General features: G+C 40.7%; 14 protein-coding genes. 6 read left to right on the top strand and 8 right to left on the bottom strand.

What is annotated here, in order from left to right:
* Positions 1 to 226 precede the first annotated feature (226 nt).
* On the bottom strand, positions 227 to 598 hold the full coding sequence (locus tag H6G92_RS05260) for a hypothetical protein (RefSeq protein WP_190891452.1): 372 nt from the start codon (positions 596 to 598) through the stop codon (positions 227 to 229).
* 357 nt (positions 599 to 955) lie between these two features.
* Here H6G92_RS05260 and H6G92_RS05255 point away from each other — a divergent pair, with 357 nt between their 5' ends.
* Positions 956 to 2,113 carry an extracellular solute-binding protein gene (locus H6G92_RS05255; RefSeq protein WP_190891450.1) on the top strand — a complete coding sequence of 386 codons (1,158 nt, stop codon included), beginning with the start codon at positions 956 to 958 and terminating at the stop codon, positions 2,111 to 2,113.
* Positions 2,114 to 2,178: 65 nt separating this feature from the next.
* Here H6G92_RS05255 and H6G92_RS05250 read toward each other — a convergent pair whose 3' ends face one another.
* Both H6G92_RS05250 and H6G92_RS05245 read right to left on the bottom strand, forming a co-directional pair.
* Positions 2,179 to 2,727 (bottom strand): hypothetical protein, encoded by a 549-nt coding sequence (locus H6G92_RS05250; protein ID WP_242059046.1) that lies wholly within the window; start codon positions 2,725 to 2,727, stop codon positions 2,179 to 2,181.
* Between the two features lie 47 nt (positions 2,728 to 2,774).
* On the bottom strand, positions 2,775 to 3,551 hold the full coding sequence (locus H6G92_RS05245) for a class I SAM-dependent methyltransferase (protein ID WP_190891448.1): 777 nt from the start codon (positions 3,549 to 3,551) through the stop codon (positions 2,775 to 2,777).
* Between the two features lie 533 nt (positions 3,552 to 4,084).
* Between H6G92_RS05245 and ppk2 the strand changes: the two genes are divergently transcribed.
* Entirely contained in the window at positions 4,085 to 4,987 is a 903-nt protein-coding gene (gene ppk2 / locus H6G92_RS05240; protein ID WP_190891446.1) for a polyphosphate kinase 2, read from the top strand.
* Positions 4,988 to 5,117: 130 nt separating this feature from the next.
* On the opposite strand, the gene H6G92_RS39070 is transcribed toward ppk2, so the two are convergent.
* The gene (locus H6G92_RS39070; protein WP_190971394.1) at positions 5,118 to 5,300 is read right to left on the bottom strand and encodes a hypothetical protein; all 183 of its coding nucleotides are present in this window, start codon (positions 5,298 to 5,300) and stop codon (positions 5,118 to 5,120) included.
* 3 nt (positions 5,301 to 5,303) lie between these two features.
* A complete protein-coding gene (locus H6G92_RS05235) occupies positions 5,304 to 6,515 on the bottom strand; it encodes an RNA-guided endonuclease InsQ/TnpB family protein (RefSeq protein ID WP_190891444.1) in 1,212 nt (403 codons plus the stop codon).
* A gap of 441 nt (positions 6,516 to 6,956) precedes the next feature.
* Between H6G92_RS05235 and H6G92_RS05230 the strand changes: the two genes are divergently transcribed.
* Complete coding sequence (locus tag H6G92_RS05230; protein ID WP_190891442.1) at positions 6,957 to 7,676, top strand: DUF4336 domain-containing protein; 720 nt, start codon at positions 6,957 to 6,959, stop codon at positions 7,674 to 7,676.
* 141 nt (positions 7,677 to 7,817) lie between these two features.
* Here the strand turns inward: H6G92_RS05230 and H6G92_RS05225 are convergent, their stop codons facing one another.
* Positions 7,818 to 10,430: a U32 family peptidase gene (locus tag H6G92_RS05225; protein ID WP_190891440.1), complete on the bottom strand. Its 2,613-nt coding sequence runs from the start codon at positions 10,428 to 10,430 to the stop codon at positions 7,818 to 7,820.
* Between the two features lie 243 nt (positions 10,431 to 10,673).
* Here H6G92_RS05225 and H6G92_RS05220 point away from each other — a divergent pair, with 243 nt between their 5' ends.
* Complete coding sequence (locus H6G92_RS05220; RefSeq protein ID WP_190891438.1) at positions 10,674 to 10,958, top strand: type II toxin-antitoxin system TacA family antitoxin; 285 nt, start codon at positions 10,674 to 10,676, stop codon at positions 10,956 to 10,958.
* Entirely contained in the window at positions 10,948 to 11,469 is a 522-nt protein-coding gene (locus tag H6G92_RS05215) for a GNAT family N-acetyltransferase (RefSeq protein ID WP_190891436.1), read from the top strand. The genes H6G92_RS05220 and H6G92_RS05215 overlap by 11 nt, the downstream gene beginning before the upstream one ends.
* Before the next feature lie 451 nt (positions 11,470 to 11,920).
* On the opposite strand, the gene H6G92_RS05210 is transcribed toward H6G92_RS05215, so the two are convergent.
* A complete protein-coding gene (locus tag H6G92_RS05210) occupies positions 11,921 to 13,489 on the bottom strand; it encodes an RNA-directed DNA polymerase (RefSeq protein WP_190891482.1) in 1,569 nt (522 codons plus the stop codon).
* A 282-nt stretch (positions 13,490 to 13,771) separates the two neighbouring features.
* On the opposite strand from H6G92_RS05210, the gene H6G92_RS05205 reads away from it, so the two are divergent.
* Complete coding sequence (locus H6G92_RS05205) at positions 13,772 to 14,002, top strand: type II toxin-antitoxin system HicB family antitoxin (RefSeq protein WP_190891434.1); 231 nt, start codon at positions 13,772 to 13,774, stop codon at positions 14,000 to 14,002.
* Positions 14,003 to 14,042: 40 nt separating this feature from the next.
* On the opposite strand, the gene H6G92_RS05200 is transcribed toward H6G92_RS05205, so the two are convergent.
* Entirely contained in the window at positions 14,043 to 14,660 is a 618-nt protein-coding gene (locus H6G92_RS05200) for a Uma2 family endonuclease (protein WP_190891432.1), read from the bottom strand.
* Positions 14,661 to 14,725: the final 65 nt, after the last annotated feature.

Raw genomic sequence — 14,725 nt, 5'->3', positions numbered from 1 at the left:
TACGGTGGGGCACACCGGAAGCTACGCTTGGGGAGATTTGCCCTCTTGGGCCGTTGGCGCAAGCCTGCTGCCTAACGGCGAGTCAGAGAACCAAGAATCCCCGTCTCTTTAGAGCGGGGAGTGTCAAACTTAATATATTCTTACAAAGCCATCACTCGACATTGAACCTAAAGGCTTACCTTCTCTACCTCCAGCCATTTTTTTATTCGTTTAACTCAGGTTAAATTTAATGAATTCTCTCTCTGAGTAATTGTTCTTCTAAAGCAGCAATGCGATTGTATGCTGCCGTTAGTTGCGCTGTCAGTCGTTGTATTTGAATTTCTGGTGTTATGTTATCTCCACTTTGACGATGCATGTCTAGATACATACCATCTGTCAATACATCCTTGTGCTCCATTTCTGGATTGAAATTGTTACGTCCTTTGAACTGGTAGCCTCCAGCCGCACCATTTTCCTGATAATTATGCTTTGCTTGTGTATTCGCTAAAGAACACTCTGAGAAAGCTTGAGCAACTTTACCATCAAGCTGCTCAATCACTTGGCAGAGCGCATCCAGTTTTTCGCTTAAAGTCAGGATTTGCTTCTGTAATGGCTCCATTTAATACCCTCATCCGTACATTCTCTTTATGTTATTCAATTGACTCTCAATGTTAACTTTACTTAGGGATTATTTAAGTATTGATAATTTTTGGTGCAAAAGTGAAATTTAAATCATTACTTCTAAATATAAGTAAAGTTTGACCATAAGTACTAATGAGGAAAATTATGGAGAAAAATCCAACTTGAGGCAAGTATTTGCCAAAAAAATCATTAATTTGAGTCAAATAGTCAAAATTAGCGATATTACCAAGAAAAAATACTGATAACTCCCCAACTACACTTTTTCAGTTAGTCACCCTCTGGTGAATCTCTGCTTAATATTAGGTATAATCAAAAATTTCAAAATCCAAAATCAATGGATCGACGGTCTTTTTTGCTAGGTACAAGTACATTGGCACTTTCACAAGTGCTTTTTGGTTGTGGTGGAAACAACCAGACGCAACTAAAAGTAAAGTTATTAAAAGGTTCTATACCTGGCCAGATAGTTAATCAATTCCACAAAAGTTTGCAGCAACAGGTGCAATTAAAGTTTGCTCCAGTTGAGCAGATACAGGATTTATTTCAGCAATTACAGAATTGGCAGCAGAAACCAAAAAGCACCGATGAGCAGGGATGGAGCCGTTTTATACCCTTTAGGCAAGGTCAACAAACGACTGATGCAGACCTAGTGACATTGGGAGATTACTGGTTAAAAGCAGCTATTGAGCAAAAATTGATTCAACCACTCCAAGAGGTACAGGGAAACCAATTAAAGCAGTGGTCTGCTTTAGATGAAAGGTGGAAAAAATTAGTAACGCGCAACGACCAAGGTAACTTGGATACTCAAGGGAAGGTCTGGGGTGCACCTTATAGGTGGGGTAGCACGGTGATTGTTTATAACCGTGACAAGTTGCGAAAATTAGGATGGACCCCCAAAGATTGGAGTGATTTGTGGCGGGATGAAGTGCAGCAGCGCATTTCCCTACTTAATCAACCACGAGAAGTTATTGGTCTGGTCTTAAAGAAGCTAGGAAAATCTTACAATACAGAGAATCTTGACCAAGTACCAGACTTGGAAAAGGAATTACAGACATTAAACCGAAAGGTTAAGTTATACAGTTCCAATAACTACTTGGAACCTCTAATTATGGGAGATACTTGGCTAGCGGTTGGTTGGTCAAGCGATGTACTGCCAGTTTTGGGAGCTTATCCGCAACTTGGCGCAGTTATTCCCCAATCAGGAACAGCAATCTGGGCAGACTTGTGGGTACGTCCCGCAGGTATTCCTAGGGTTACTTTATCAGATCAATGGATTGATTTTTGTTGGCAACCAAGCACAGCTAAACAAATTTCTGTGCTGACCAAAAGTAATTCACCAATTTCTACAAATATTGTCGCTTCCGATATCCCAAAACCATTATTGAGCTTATTACAGAGCGATGGCGAAGTTTTTGATAAAAGTGAATTTTTGCTTCCTTTACCCCCATCAGCAATAAAACAATACGAGTCTTTATTCGCCAAAATTAAAGTTTAATTGGATATTGGGTAGAGAAGAGGAATTTTCACCTTGCTCCCAATTCCCCATCCTCTAACTCCTGACTAGAATAAACGCTGTAACCCTATCTTATTTTTGACATTTGTTTGGATACTGCATAAAGCTGGACTTGTACTAAAGTTGCAAGTGTAGGTTGCTAAGGGTTCTTTTTGATAGTTAAATACCCGGACGTTGTAACCAAAGTTCCGTGCAGTGCTACCCAAGCGATTCACGAAGTCGTAGCGCTCTACATACTCTAGTAGGCTCCAAATTTGCTGATTCACGATCAAGTCTACTCGTGCAGGTTCTTGTTCAGAAGCTGGATATGCTATCCAATTATCTAATAGCTTTCTCTCAGAGTTTTGTTGTGCCCACCATAAACTGGGAACGGTTAATCGTTCTGGGTTTATGGTGTTAGCTGTGATTACATAATCTTTTGGCTTAGTCAATAAGTCTAGTTCTAGAGGCGCATCAGAAGGCGAGGGTATTGGGGGGGTTTGCGCTAACGAGGGCGGGGCTAGTAAAGTGGTGAGGCTAATGGTTAGGAGTAATGAAAATGATGTCTGGCGTTGGCGCAGCCAGCCGCAGGCATCGCACAATTTAGGTATATGCATAGCTGATACTAATTCGTAATTAAGGCATAAGTAAAATTCGCGCAATTTTAAAGTTTTATGGCAACTATACGAATTCTTCGATAGTCTGCCGTCCAAGTTCCTTGTTGATACAACGTCGGCTTGAGATATTCCTCCACGACGCGAATTAGTTGTATTTGTTGCTCACCAGAAAGTCCTGCTAAAAAGGCACTGGCGAACATCTGAATCCAGTTTGCCATACCTGCTTCTCCCTCTGCTAGGGAAGTTGGACGAGCAAAAAGGATGGCATGAATGACATCAAAGCCTTGCTGTTCTAGTAAGGTGGCGTACTCGCCGATACTAGGGAAATACCAAGGATTTAGGGCTTTTGCAGGAATATTAATTGCTTCTAAGGCGCTTTCCAAAGCTGTGGCGATCGCTTGCACATTTCCCTTACCACCAAATTCTGCCACAAAACGACCTCCGGGTTTTAGGGATTGATGTATGGAAGCGATTGCACTATCTGCTTCTTTCACCCAATGTAGTACAGCGTTGGAAAATACAGCATCCAATAATTTGTCTACTTGAAAGTTCCTAGCATCAGCAACATCAAAGCGGATATGGGGATAGTTTTGCCTAGCCTTTTCTATCATTGCAGGTGCATGATCAACTCCCATTACTTCAGCGCCAGCTTGGGCAATTTTTTCTGTAAGTTGTCCAGTACCACAGCCAAGATCCAAAATCGATTCTCCTGGTTTAGGGTTGAGGAAGTTTAGTAAGTCCTCACCATACTGCCAAACAAAAGCGTGTTTATCTTGGTAAAGGGCAGTATTCCAATCATTATTGGGTAAGGAGATATTAGTCATAATTAATAATGGTGATTCTTAATTGAATGCATAACATTTTTTTATTGTGGGAGTGACTCTTTAGCTCATCCTACTTCGGCGTGAGCGCTACTTCTCTACAAGAAGATGCGCCCTAAGCGTAGCTATGCCGCAGGCTTTACGACAACGCTTAGTACAAGTCAGTCGAACGCTGCCTACCCCACAATATACGTATTCAGATCATCGCAGAAGAAAGTTTGCTTTTTCGTGTAATTTTGTAACTCTAATACCTATTTAAAATATTTTTTATAGGAAGCGATCGCTTATTTGAATATAAACTTGGCTTATTATAATAAGAGTAATTGCTTGATTAGATAAATCTTTTGTTTCGGCGATATATTTATCACTCTTGCTAATGGTAATTAATAGCTTTTTATTTTTCGTCTAATTGCGTATGCTGTTCTACAATATGTTGGGTTGGCTAGTGTCAAATCAAGCAAATTTTCTTGGTTGCCAACAGTTATGCTTGAAAACTATTGCCTCATCGTCTTTAAACATTAACCGCAAAAAAGTTTATGAACACCGAGCAAGACAATGGAAATCCGATTAAAAAAGCTATAGAATCCCCGCTGGCAAAGTTAAAAGCTAAGAAAAAGGCCGCGAAAAAATTCAAAAAACACACAACTGAAGGTGAAGGAAGTTCTAAACTATCCAGTCGGCTCTACGAAAAAAAAATAGCCAAGCTGCAATTAGAATTGGTGAAAATGCAGTATTGGGTGAAGTTTACAGGTGCCCGCATCGTAATTATTTTTGAAGGACGGGACGCCGCAGGTAAGGGGGGTACAATTAAACGGATTGCGGAGCCATTGAATCCGCGTGGTTGCCGGCTCGTCGCTTTAGGCACGCCCAGCGATCGCGAAAAGACCCAATGGTATTTCCAACGCTATGTGGCTCATCTGCCAGCTGCGGGTGAAATTGTTTTGTTTGATCGCAGCTGGTATAACCGGGCTGGGGTAGAACATGTGATGGGTTTTTGCACAGAAGAACAGTACAAGAATTTCATCCAAGATTGTCCAGAATTTGAACGGATGTTGGTGCGTGAGGGCATCATTCTACTGAAGTATTGGTTTTCTGTCAGCGATGATGAGCAAGAACGGCGCTTTCAATCCCGAACCACTGATCCAGCACGGCGGTGGAAGCTGAGTCCGATGGATCTCGAATCGCGCGATCGCTGGGTGGAATACTCTAAAGCCAAGGATGTCATGTTTGCCCACACGAATATTCCTGAAGCACCCTGGTTCACCGTCGAAGCAGACGACAAAAAACGTGCTCGCCTGAATTGTATTTACCACATCCTCAGCAAAATTTCCTACGTGGATATGACCCCCCAAGCTCTAAAACTGTCCCCCAGGAAGGCTGCTGATAGCTATGTCAGACCACCCCTGAATGAACAGTTCTTTGTACCACAGATTTATTAGGTGGTTACTTTTTGGTGTCGATTCATCCCCTTAAGTGGGTTCGGGGCGCAAGTAGCATATTGAGAATTCTTCGGAATGCAGCTTTGAAACTCAGAAGACAGACCAATTTGTAAAAAATACCGCCCCAAAATCAACACAGGAGACTAAACTTCTGAGCGATGCGGCTACCCGAAGGGGGAACGCTATGGGGGTAACTTTCTCCGAGATGGAAACCCCCAAATAAATAACGTACCTGTAATTTATAGCCAATACTTTCAACTGCTTTGACATACTCCCACCACTGAGCCTCGAAGAGGTCAGTGGGGGATTCCAAGAATCACTTCTTGGGTTTCCTCTTTCTACGACTCGACTTACTTGGAGGGATTTCTCCACCCACGCAGAGGTCGATGTCTCCAGAGGCGATTGACGTTCCCGTGTGCCCCACGGTACGGAGTGCTATCTCAAGTATGTTTCGAGCAGCGTTATGGTCACGGTCTTGAATATGCCCACAATGAGGACAGACATGAGTTCTGGTGCTGAGAGATTTTTTCACTGCCTCACCACAATTAGAGCAATTTTGACTAGTTCCATGAGATGGCACGGCAACACTGACAACTCCAAAAACTTTGCCAAAATACTCAATCCATTGCCTAAACTGAGTCCATGCTGCATCGCTAATGGACTTTGCAAGGTGTCTATTCCTTACCATATTTCGCACCTTCAAATCCTCGTAGGCTACCAAGTCGTTAGACTGGACTACGCACCTCGCCAACTTCACGGCGAAGTCTCCACGCTGCCTACTTACTTTGAGGTGCTTGCGAGCCAGTTTGTTTCTAAACTTAGCTCGATTTTTGGAACCTTTCTTAGTCTTAGAAAAACGGCGTTGCAACCGCTTCAAAGACTTCTCGCTTTTACGGAGATGACGCGGGTTTTCGACTTGGTTGCCTTCGCTATCGGTCAAGAAGTGGTTCAACCCAACATCAAGTCCGATGGTTTTACCTGTTGGCTCTCGCTTTTCAATTCGCTCTTGGTCAATGCAAAATTGGCAATAATAGCCGTCCGCACGACGCACAACCCGCACTCGCTTGAACTGCTTCAACTGATAAAAATGCAAGTCGCGGGTTCCCCAGAGCTTAAAGGTTCCTGCCTTAAAACCATCGCTAAAAGTGATATAGCGACGGTCAGCAGAGAGCACCCACCCGCTAGTTTTGTACTCAACGCTCCCTTGTGTCTGTTCTTTCTTGAAACATGGATAACCCTTTTTCCCTGGCTTGCCTTTCTTGCAATTGTCAAAAAATCTAGCAATTGCACTCCATGCTCTTTCAGCAGAAGCTTGTCGAGCCATAGAGTTAAGCTTATTCACCCAAGGAAAGTTTTCATCGGCAGCGAGTACAGCGCAATAAGCGCTCAACTCATATCTGCCAATATCTCGGTTATCCATCCAGTATCTCAGGCAGGCATTGCGAACAAAACGAGCAGTTCTAATCGCTTCATCCAGCGACTGATACTGCTCGTTCGTTCCTTCCAGCTTTGCCTCAAATACCAGCATTATTACGTCAAACTTACTGAGGTAATAATATTACGAATATTTTCAAAAACTCAAATGCCTCCAACCCTGCACTTCGCTTACGCTCAGTATCGGTCAAGAGGCGTTTCGTTTTTAACCCGCAATTCATCTCACCGCTTCTCTACCCTTCGGGAACACTTCGTGAACGAGTAAGCGGGAGCCTTCTTGCGGTTTTAGGTAATTAGTGGTGAAAATCAGGAAACAGTAACCAGGTACGAGAAACTAACAGATGTTGAGAGATTTCAGCAGTAATCTAAAATATAGCAATCCTAAATCATTCGTGAGAGACAAAATCGCTGTCATGCTTAATAAATACGTAATTTTTCTCTCCGTATTTTCTCAAGTTTCAATTCGGATTGCTATATCAATTTGATAGCCTGCTATATTCCTAATGTATTTTTTACCACCGAGTTGCAGTTAATTATGCTCAGGGAGATTGACAAAAATATTTGGATTGCTGAACAACCATTGAGATATTTTGGACTTAGCGTAGGCACAAGAATGACAGTTATTAGCCTTGCAAATAGTGAACTGGTTGTTATCTCTCCAATCCAGGTTGATGAGGCAACCATCGATCAACTTAATAAAATTGGAAATGTGAAGCATATTGTGGCCCCTAATCTTTATCACTATCTGTTCGCCTCCAAATTCAAGCATTTGTACCCAAAAGCAACGTTTTGGGCTGCACCTGGACTAAATTCAAAAAAGCCTGAACTTCCAATTGATCAAATCATCAAAGCAGATGAAAATAATTTTTTGGATGAAATTCAATATTTGTTATTTGATGGTTTTAGAACCTTCGGTTTAAGTGGGCCTGATTTGCTGAATGAATGTGTTTTCTTTCATCCAGAAAGTCAGACTTTAGTCTTAACAGATACTGCTTATCATTTTGATGAAAGCTTTCCACTAATAACACAATTAGCGGCTAGGGTAATTGGGGCATATAAAACCCTTAGTCCGTCTTGGCTAGAGCGATTATCTACACAAGAAAAAGAAAAGGTAAGGCAATCAGTTAAAAATATACTCGCTTGGGACTTCGAGCGAGTTATTGTGGCTCATGGTAGCATCATTGAAAACAATGGTAAGCAAAGATTTAGGGAAGGATATGAATGGTTTTTAGGACTCTCCTTAAACGTCGCATAACTTATCAGAACATTGCTAATCACTCTATCCATTTCACCCAATCGGGTGCTGATACTATCACAGACTAGTGATGAGGGGCTATTTTTATAACCAAGATACAAAATATTTTCAAGTCGCAGCCCCCCGCGATCGCAAAACGAATTATGACCGCAATGCTGACACTCCCATCGGGCCACGAGTTACGCCTAATTGATTTTGCAACTTCAACTCACGCCAGAGTTGGGAACCTGTAATCTCACCTTGCAATAATTGACTATAAAAATGTATTGTTTTACTCACTTGCTCTGGTGTTTCATTCACAAACTCGATACGAAAGTGACGTAATCCCAGTTCTATAAGACGCTGTACGTACTCGGCTCCCGTTTGAGCAGTGCCGTTAAATACAGTATTGCGGCAACCTACATCTGCTTTGAGAACGTGTTCGCTACCTACACGGTCTTTTAATTTCACTTCCTGCTTTTCACAGGGTCGTCCACAGTTTGTATAGTCAGTACCCGTTGATAGAAAGGCACAAAATACACAATGCTCCATGTGAAACATCGGCATATGCTGATGGATTGTCACCTCAAACCACTGGGGTGGACAACTGGTGAGTAGGTCTTGCAGTTGGGTAATATTCAGGTCATAGGATGCCGTCAGCCTTTCTAAACCAAAGCGTTGCTGAAAGTAGTCTGCTGTTAAGGCATTAGCAACGTTGAGTGAGAAATCTCCGATACAACGGTCTTTGGCAAAAAATTGCAGTTGATCATAGTTCCGTACCAGATAGCCATCTGCCTCACAGGCACGTACTTGCTGCAAAATCCAATTTTCCCCTGGTTTCGTAATTCGGGGTGGTGCAACCCAAATTGTGGGCAGTGGGGATTGTTGCCCTTGTTGGCGTACTAGCTGCACGGCTTCTCGGTAGGCGCGGGGGTCTTCAAATTCACAGTACAGTGTTTCAATACCAGCTTTGAGGGCGGCGTGGAGTTGCTTGAGGTTTCGTACCAAGACGATGAGTGCAGGAGATGTAGCTTTAGCTTCCCGCTGGGTGGGGGATGAGGAAGATGAAGAGGGTAGTAAGTCTTGGAAAGAGACATCAGAACATAATTGCCAACGTTTGGGTTGACTTCGCAATTTTTCCAACTGCGCCACGATTTCCCGCCGCATCCGGTTCAATTCACTGACGGGTAGCATGAAAGTACCACTGAGGTGGTTGGTTAGCGTTCCCAAACAGAAAGGGGTGTTACCAAGACGACCGAATTGTTCTTGTAAACGTTCTGTATCTAGGGGTTTGGTGTGCGCTTCCACCAGAGAAATTGCGGACTCTACCTGTACAATATTACCGAGTTGATCACGAGCGATCGCAATCAATGCCTGACCAACTTCTCCATAAACCTCCAAGTCAATCGGACGCTGAAATTGGGGGTTCTCACCAGCAAAACTTTGACGTAGTTGCTTATCTAATTCTGGATCACTGGTTTTCCAAATGCGATCGCCTATATGTACTCGGCGTAGGTTCAAGTCATTTCGCCCAAAGGACAGCATGGTTTCATTACCTTTGGATACCACAGCATAAACCCGGCCACCTTCTTCCTTCGCCTCTGGATGACCGCAGTCAAACACAATTCCATCCCCTGGTTTTACAGGCGCTTCTAGTTTGACTGTTACCTGTTCGTTGTGAATGCGGCTGACTTCACCCAAATAAACCCCACGTTTTTTACCAAATCGGGCGTGAACTAGTTCCTGATTATTAATCCCGCCAAACCAACCCGTGTAGAGTCCGCGAGAAAATGCCATCTCTAAGTTGTAGTGTTCTTGATCTGTTTGACCTCTCCCCCAGCCCCTCTCCGAAACGGAGAGGGGAGTCTTTATTCCCCCTTCCCTTGTAGGGAAGCGGGTTAGGGGGTTAGGTCTTTCCAATTCCTGCATCACCCGATCCAAAGCTTGGCGATAAACACGGGTGACATTGGCAACATACTCTGGAGCTTTCAAACGACCTTCAATCTTGAGACAAGTTACTCTTGATTTCACCAAATCTGGCAAAACATCTAACCCTGCTAAATCTTGAGGACTGAGTAAATATTTGCGTTCTTTTAAATTTACAACTTCCCCATCAGCGATTAAATCGTAGGGCATCCGGCAAGCTTGGGCACATTCACCTCGATTTGCAGAACGTCCGCCTAAAGCCTCACTAGTCAAACACTGACCGGAATACGCCACACACAAAGCACCGTGAACAAAGACTTCCAAGGGCAGCGAAGTTTCCTGTAGGGCAATCTGCTGCTGAATTTTATTGATTTCCTGAAGAGAACATTCACGCGCCAGCACCACTAATTGACAGCCGAGAGATTTAGCAAATTCCACCCCAGCCGCACTGGTGATGGTCATTTGGGTGGAAGCATGGATGGGAAAATCAGGGGAAAGGTGGCGGATGAGACGGCATATACCAATATCTTGGACAATCACCGCATCCACACCTGCTGCAATAATTGTGCGGAGATATTGCTGTGCTTCTGCTAGTTCTTTGGGAAATATTAGTGTGTTGACAGTGACATAACCCTTTACGCCTCGACGGTGGAGGAATGTCATCAATTGAGGTAAGTCCGCCTCAGTAAAATTTTCTGCCCGCATTCTGGCGTTGAAGCGATCCAAACCGAAGTAAATCGCATCTGCCCCATTTTCCACAGCAGCTTTAGCACAGTCCCAGTTACCTGCTGGTGCGAGTAGTTCGGGACGTTGAAGAGAAGAAGGGGAAGAGAGGCGATCGCTTTTCATCAGATTTGGGGTTAAGTAGCACCATAGTGATTTTATCTAAGTTAGTGGGGGATGGTGCGATGTCTAACGACAAGCCGCTTCTCTCCGAGACGCTTCGCGAACGCGTCTACGCTATCTCCATGCTAGTTTTTTAATTCACCTAGAGTGATGAAAAAATGATCTTGTTCCAGCTTTTGTGTGTACATTGTCCACTAAAATTAGCTATGCTGTAAATAGAGACTCAGCTAAAAGTGGGAATTAGCCATGTCAGACACATCATCTGCAAAAGATTGCCGTATCGATTTACGAGTTACCCAAGAGCAGAAAGAACTATTAGAAAGGGCTGCGAGTCTTAAAGGAATTTCTTTGAGTGCTTATACACTTTTTCATGTTTTGCCAGTTGCCAAGCAAGATATAGATGCAAATGAAAGGCTGGTGCTGTCTAATCTTGATAGAGATTTGTTTATGTCAGTAATGGAAAATCCACCAGAACTGAAGGGAAAACTCAAATCTGCTATTCACAAATATAGACAGAAATATGACAAATGATAGCGAGGCAAGATGGAATTTTGTACCAATTGATAAAAAGTATCAAAGAGATTCTTTTGATTGCGGTTATGCAATCTTTAATGATTATCTCAAGAAATATGCACGGCAAAATCATAATAAAGGAATTGCTAAAACATTTGTAGCAATTCCGGCATCAGGAAGCTTGAATATTGATGGCTATTATACTGTCAGTGCTAGCGTTATTGAGTATGAATCCTTACCAGAATCTTATCAGAGTGGAATGCCAGCCTATCCAATTCCAGCAATGCTGATTGGCAGATTAGCTGTAAATAACTCGGTTAAAGGACAAGGTTTAGGAGGTGAATTGTTAGCTGATGCCCTCTATCGTGCTGTTTGTGTTTCTCAAGAAATTGGTATGTACGCCGTGAGAGTTGATGCTATAGATTTACAAGCAAAGGAATTTTATCTCAAGTATGAGTTTATTCCTTTTCAAGACAATGAACTATCACTATTTCTGCCGATAGCAACGATAGTTAGAGAGTTTGGTTAACTTAATGAGGGAAATATCAAAGGGGGCAAAAACAAGAGCGTAGATGCAAAGCGGCTTGTCGCCAGACATCGCTTTTCATCAGATTTGGAGTTAAGTAGCACCATAGTGATTTTATCTAAGTTGGTGGAGAAATGAGGGGAAGGGTGCGATCGTAACTATTCATGCTTTGTGAAATTAGAGATGATAAGCAATAACTTACTTGTTAAGCACACAACTAATAAACATATGTCTCCAGCCAATTTAAATACCAAGGATCGTTGATATATTCAAAAACTTTTTTCTTTACGCTTTCATCTGATTTTAAATGTTCTGAGGATAAGCAAGCTAACAGTATTAAATATTTTGCAAGTGGATAAGGAGTTTGTTTAGTTTTTGGAAATAGGTAAGCATTTAAATCAAAAGATAATTTTTCTTGCTTACCAAGATATCTGATGTTGTTTGCTACTGAGCCTCAGTCTTCTAGCCCTGAAGATGTTTCTTCATCTAGCATTTTCTGACATAAATCATGTCTATAAAAAATAATTCTTGGAATTACAGATATATTTTGTCTTCTCAGAAATGGATCATGTATCCAAATTGATTTATTACTTTGTATTAAAGAGATAATTTCTTGAGGTTTACCATACTTTGCCATAAACCATAACGTACAATAGTAATCAAATGGCTTTTTGTTTTTCTTTAATATTGAGTAAATTTTGTCGATTATCCCTTTGCAATATTGATTATTTGGAATAGACCAATCAGTAAGAAGTTTTACGATGTAAAATAGAGTAACATCATCATATACTTTTAAATCTTCTAATATTTCGATAACTACTATTGAAGTCTCATTAGAAAAACCTAACAAAGATAAATAGTAAATTATATTGCTTCGAATGCTAGGATTTTTTAAAAACAACTCTTTTATATCATTTAATAATATATTAGATTTTAGTTTACCTGCTATTGTAAAAAAACGTTTAGTAACTTTATCCCAACTTTTTAATTTACTTAATTCCCGATGTTTTTTAAATTCTTCATAAAGTTTAAAAATTATTTCATTGTATTTAATTATATCGGTTTCCTTTATATTGATTGAATCCAAAAACTTATTTTCTTTAACTAAAAAATGTCTTTCAACCTCTTCAGGATTATATATACTGGTTTTTCCAAGATTTAAGGCTAATCCTCTACTTTTTAACACATCGTTTATTACTCCTAATGTTTCACAAGCTTCTTCAAAAGAGTTAACACCAAAGTTAATATCATCCATCCAGCGAACAAAATTACCTTTTGTTCTAGATTGAATAACCTCGTCAACCTCAAATAATAATGCATGAGCTAATAATCTTGCTGCTTCTAGATTGATAGTTGGTAATCCTTTCAATGATGACGGTAAGTAGTCTGGATTCCATGAAAGTTGTTCAATGATAGTAAATAAAAGATCCAAAACAACTTCGGATGTCTCAATCTGACTAGAAATTATATGACGTAGTTCTCTAAGTCCAATACTGTCATAGTAGTTAGCAATGTCAGTAACTGCCAAAAAATTACAATTGCTACCAAATTTCCAAATTTCTTTTTGAAACTTTTTCCACTGTATATGCCAAGGGTAGTCTCGTAAATTTTTAAATTCGTGTGGTAATTTAAGAGAGTGTTTATCTCTAGAATAATAAGCTTGTTTATTAGGTTGAACATTTAATAGCTTTTCTTGCAGACTTTTTTCAACGATGGTCTGTAAAACAAGTGCATCCGATGGACACGGCAACATTATATGCCTGCATACACCATACTTTTTTTCTAATTTATAAATTAGAGGAGATTTGGCACGATATTGACCACTAAGAATTTGTTGTTGAATAAAGGCACTACGTTCCTTAATATTTATATTAAAGTCATAATAATCATGCAAATCACTAATGTCTTGCGACCGTAATTGTTTACGAACTACATTACGCCAAACTTCTACTAGATTAGTTTCAGAAAAAATTTTTTGTAAATCTTTTACTCTTTGAAGATGAAAACTTTCTGTAGTTTTCATATGCTTTATGGCAAGGAACTTTTGTAAGTTAATTAGATGAAAATCTTAATAAAGATAGCTTTGCATATGCTAGATTCAAGCAAAGGCATTATGATAGCAAAGCTCACTCAATTATACTGAATATATATTAGTAATAAAAGCTACTTTAAATTATCAGAATTTCCTGCTGACTGGCTCCCTCACCCTCATTTTTCACGCTGAAGGAGTGCGTCCAAATTTATTTCTGTCAGACTAACACTTGCTAGGTTTTATAAGCAACAATGATTATACGGAGAAGGAAGAATGGGCGATCGCTACAGTATGGTAATTCAATGGTCAGATGAAGACAATTGCTACTTAGTACACTTACCGGAATTCCCTTGGCAGCAATTCCACACTCATGGCAAGACTTATGAAGAAGCCGCTAAACATGGACATGAAGTGATTGAGTCTCTAATTGAATGGTATGGAGAGCAAGGAAAACCTCTGCCAGAGCCAATTACTTTTCCTCAGAAACCGTTAAAAGTAGCTTAAATCTTTTTAAGATGCTCTGTACAAGTAGGGTGAGCGCACCTTAGCCCAATTGCTCAACATCAGCACTTTCCCCTTCCAACTCAGCAGGCTCAAACTTCACCTTGTTGTATAAATCTTGTAGAGAAATCTCAAAGGGTACGGTTACAAGTGCGATCGCTTCATCTTCTTCATCATATTCACGAAGCGTCCATTGTTTTTTCCCGATTTTGGAAAATTGATCTACATGAATCCGAGTTTGGTCAATTAATAGATATTCTTGGAAAGTAGAAATAGTTCGGTAAGCCTGAAATTTATCTTCGCGATCGTAGCCTTTGGTAGATTTTGATAAAACCTCAACAATAATCTGTGGATTCAGAATTATATCCTTTCGGTTGTTAAAAAACTCTGGTTCACCTGCCAAAATCATCACATCTGGATAGGTGTAGGTAAGCTTTTGGGGTATCCATAGACGAACATCACCCATGAAAACTCGGTAGTTCTGCTTTTTAAAAGCAAAATTCAACTCAGTACTCAAATTAAGTGCTATTTGATTGTGATTTATCGTCCCACCTGCCATAGGAATTATTTGCCCGTCAATATATTCACTCTTGTAGTCAGCAACTTCTTCTAGCTCTAAATATTCCTCTGGGGTATAGTATCGCTGTTTTGTTATTTGCATAATTTTATCAGGTAGCAATGTTTAACGATACGGAGCGTCTAGTGACCCATATTTACTGAACAGTT

Source organism: Nostoc foliaceum FACHB-393 (genome assembly GCF_014698505.1).
In the GTDB taxonomy this organism is placed as follows: Bacteria; Cyanobacteriota; Cyanobacteriia; order Cyanobacteriales; family Nostocaceae; genus Nostoc; species Nostoc foliaceum_A.
This window is presented reverse-complemented; position numbering and strand designations above follow the sequence as displayed.

Excerpts from the sequence above, each read along its gene's own strand:
- H6G92_RS05255 (WP_190891450.1), top strand. The coding sequence starts at position 956 with ATGGATCGACGGTCTTTTTTGCTAGGTACAAGTACATTGGCACTTTCA.
- H6G92_RS05200 (WP_190891432.1), bottom strand. The coding sequence starts at position 14,660 with ATGCAAATAACAAAACAGCGATACTATACCCCAGAGGAATATTTAGAG.
- H6G92_RS05210 (WP_190891482.1), bottom strand. The coding sequence starts at position 13,489 with ATGAAAACTACAGAAAGTTTTCATCTTCAAAGAGTAAAAGATTTACAA.
- H6G92_RS05250 (WP_242059046.1), bottom strand. The coding sequence starts at position 2,727 with ATGCATATACCTAAATTGTGCGATGCCTGCGGCTGGCTGCGCCAACGC.
- H6G92_RS05220 (WP_190891438.1), top strand. The coding sequence starts at position 10,674 with ATGTCAGACACATCATCTGCAAAAGATTGCCGTATCGATTTACGAGTT.
- H6G92_RS05205 (WP_190891434.1), top strand. The coding sequence starts at position 13,772 with ATGGGCGATCGCTACAGTATGGTAATTCAATGGTCAGATGAAGACAAT.
- H6G92_RS05225 (WP_190891440.1), bottom strand. The coding sequence starts at position 10,430 with ATGAAAAGCGATCGCCTCTCTTCCCCTTCTTCTCTTCAACGTCCCGAA.
- H6G92_RS05260 (WP_190891452.1), bottom strand. The coding sequence starts at position 598 with ATGGAGCCATTACAGAAGCAAATCCTGACTTTAAGCGAAAAACTGGAT.
- H6G92_RS05235 (WP_190891444.1), bottom strand. The coding sequence starts at position 6,515 with ATGCTGGTATTTGAGGCAAAGCTGGAAGGAACGAACGAGCAGTATCAG.
- H6G92_RS05215 (WP_190891436.1), top strand. The coding sequence starts at position 10,948 with ATGACAAATGATAGCGAGGCAAGATGGAATTTTGTACCAATTGATAAA.
- H6G92_RS05230 (WP_190891442.1), top strand. The coding sequence starts at position 6,957 with ATGCTCAGGGAGATTGACAAAAATATTTGGATTGCTGAACAACCATTG.
- H6G92_RS05245 (WP_190891448.1), bottom strand. The coding sequence starts at position 3,551 with ATGACTAATATCTCCTTACCCAATAATGATTGGAATACTGCCCTTTAC.
- ppk2 (WP_190891446.1), top strand. The coding sequence starts at position 4,085 with ATGAACACCGAGCAAGACAATGGAAATCCGATTAAAAAAGCTATAGAA.